The organism is Streptomyces sp. NPDC002690, from assembly GCF_053592415.1.
On sequence record NZ_JBSFVR010000624.1, the window covers coordinates 1 to 2,538 of the forward strand.

Consider the following 2,538-nt stretch of genomic DNA (forward strand, 5'->3'; position numbering starts at 1 on the left):
ACCCGGACCGCATGGCCTCCCGCATCCTCGACATGGGCGACCCCCGAGGCCGCGCAGGCCCGGGTCCGGCGAAGGCCGCGCAGGCCCGGTCCGGCGAAGGTCAGGAGCGCGTGATCCGGACCCGGTAGTCGCCCTCGTCGTCCTCGCCGAGCACGGACACCCGGATGCCGTTGGCGCGGTCGGTGAAGGTCTCGCCCGGTTGGAACGGCGCGTCGGAGAGCTCGGCGTGCACGTTGGGCCGACGGGTGCAGCCACCGCTGTCACCGGTGCTGTCCGCGACGGAGACCGGGCCCTGGCCCGTCTCCACGTCCGAGTCGACCTGGTAGATCAGCACTCCCGGACGGCAGACGGCCTCGTCGTTCCCGGCGTCGGTGCGTACCTCGACGACGTACCCGGAGTCCTCGCCCAGCGGTACGACCGCGAGCTTGGTGCCTCCCTCGGTCTCCAGCGGTTTCAGGGTGTGCTCGGTCGTGCCGGACTCCGACGCGCAGGTGATCTGCCCGTTGTCGAGCCAGCCCAGCTTCCACTTGTGCCACCCGAGGAAGTCGTTGTTGGCGCCCCAGTCCTCGGACATGATGTCCCAGTGCCCGACCGAGCCGCCGCCCTCCGCGGTGTAGAGGTCGGGGAGTCCGAAGACATGGCCGTTCTCGTGGGGGAGCACCCGGTAGCCGGTCCGGGCGTAGGAGCCCGAGCCGTCGTCCTGGCGGCTGTAGACGAACGAGGTGTTGGCCAGCGGCACGCCGTCGGCGCGCGGCGCCTCGTCGTTGTCGGGGAAGGTCACGGAGAGCACCGTGTCGAGGGCCGAGGGTCCCGCGTTCGGCGTGACCAGCACGTTGATCAGGTCGTACTCCGAGAAGTCGACCCGCGCGTCGGCCGCCTTGACGATGTCCGACACCAGTTGGCGGTAGCCCGGTTCGTACGGTGAGCCGCGCTCTATGCCGTACTCGGTGAACGGTGTCGGCATCCGCAGCCAGCCCTTCACCGGCGCCTCGGCCACATAGGTCAGCCGGCCGTACGAACTCCGGCGGAACCAGTCGGAGGTCTGCGGGAAGAACTCCGCCATCCGGTCCGCCGCCGTCCCGCTGCCCTGCGCGTCCGGAAAGTCGATCATGAGGTTCAGGGCCCGCACCGTGCCGGTGGAGCGGGCGTATCCCGGAGGCGTCGGCATGCCTTCGGACATCTGTACGCCCAGGGCGGCGGATATCCGGCACGGGCCGAGCGCGGACTCGTGGCTGAGGGAGGCCGGACCGGCCGTGGCCCGGCTCGCGTCGGGTAGCGCGGTGCTCGCGGTGGCCAGAGCGGCGATGACCAGCGCGGTCGCCCCCGCGAGAGCGAGCGGGCGGCGACAGCTGCGTATCCCTCGGCGAGGGTGCTGCATGGGGCGCGCCTCCGGGGTACACGGCAGCCGGCCGACCCGGACTGCGCTCTGGCGTCAGCCTCTGTCCGCTCGTCCCGGCCCGCTCGTTGGGTAAGCCGATCGGAGGGTTTTGCCGTGGGGGGTGAACCTGTGACGCAGGTCACTTGTGTGGGCGAAATAACCGGGGACCCTTTCCCCGTTTGAACGTGTGTCCCCAGGAAGTGGGGACGTGGTCCCCGGTTCGTCCGGGAGCCGCCCGTACTCGTACACCGGAGAAGGTCCACGCCGTGGAGACCGTCGCTCGAACCGCACCGGAATGCCGGCGCCGTACGTCCCGTCCGCGGGCCGACGCGCTGCGCAACCGCGAACGGATCGTCACGGCCGCCCGGGAGATGTTCGTCGAGCTGGGGCCGGACGTGCCCCTCGACGACGTCGCCCGGAGGGCCGGCGTCGGCAACGCCACGCTCTACCGGAACTTCCCCGACCGGGCCGCGCTGACCCATGAGGTCGTCCTCGCGGTGCTGTCCCGGACCGCCGACCGGGCCGAAGAGTCCATGGCCGAGGGGAGCGATCCGTTCGACGCGCTCAGCCGCTTCGTGCACGCGGCCGCCGACGAACGGGTCGGGGCCCTGTGCCCCCTGCTCTCCGGAACGTTCGACAAGGCCCATCCCGAACTGCTCGCCGAACGCCTGCACCTCGAAGTGGCCGTCGAGGAACTCGTGCGGCGCGCCATGGCCTCCGGGCTGCTGCGCACCGACATCGCGGTCGGTGACCTCATGATCGCCCTCTCCCAGCTCACCCGGCCTCTCCCCGGCATCGCCTGCCTGGAGATCGACCAGTTCGCCCACCGCCATCTGCAGCTCTTCCTCGACGGACTGCGGACCCCGGTCCGCTCCGAACTCCCCGGCTCGGCGGCGACCTTGGAGGATCTGCGACGGCGCTGACGCCACACGCATCCTCCGACCGCCCGGCCGGACCCGCCGATGTCCGAAGTCTTACCGCTTCCCGACTTTTTTCCCTGTTTCCTTCAGTTCCTCCCTTTATCCTCTTTCGCTTCCCACGGGACCGGCAGCGTCGCCGGTGACCGGGGCCGGGCCGCACGGCCCGTGCGTACTCACGTCGTTGACGGCGACGACGTTCCCGAACCAGCGGGAGGCGTGGTCGATCTCGATGGTGGTCAC

At 70.6% G+C, this 2,538-nt stretch carries 2 protein-coding genes and 1 pseudogene; 1 reads left to right on the forward strand and 2 read right to left on the reverse strand.

Features of this window, described 5'->3' with window-relative positions; all coding sequences use genetic code 11:
• Positions 1–100: 100 nt before the first annotated feature.
• Positions 101–1,378 (reverse strand): M6 family metalloprotease domain-containing protein, encoded by a 1,278-nt coding sequence (locus ACWD3D_RS36005; RefSeq protein WP_451464873.1) that lies wholly within the window; start codon positions 1,376–1,378, stop codon positions 101–103.
• Positions 1,379–1,644: 266 nt separating this feature from the next.
• Here ACWD3D_RS36005 and ACWD3D_RS36010 point away from each other — a divergent pair, with 266 nt between their 5' ends.
• On the forward strand, positions 1,645–2,301 hold the full coding sequence (locus ACWD3D_RS36010; RefSeq protein WP_451464874.1) for a TetR/AcrR family transcriptional regulator: 657 nt from the start codon (positions 1,645–1,647) through the stop codon (positions 2,299–2,301).
• Between the two features lie 108 nt (positions 2,302–2,409).
• Here the strand turns inward: ACWD3D_RS36010 and ACWD3D_RS36015 are convergent.
• Positions 2,410–2,538: pseudogene (locus ACWD3D_RS36015) on the reverse strand (ABC transporter ATP-binding protein); the annotation flags it as partial.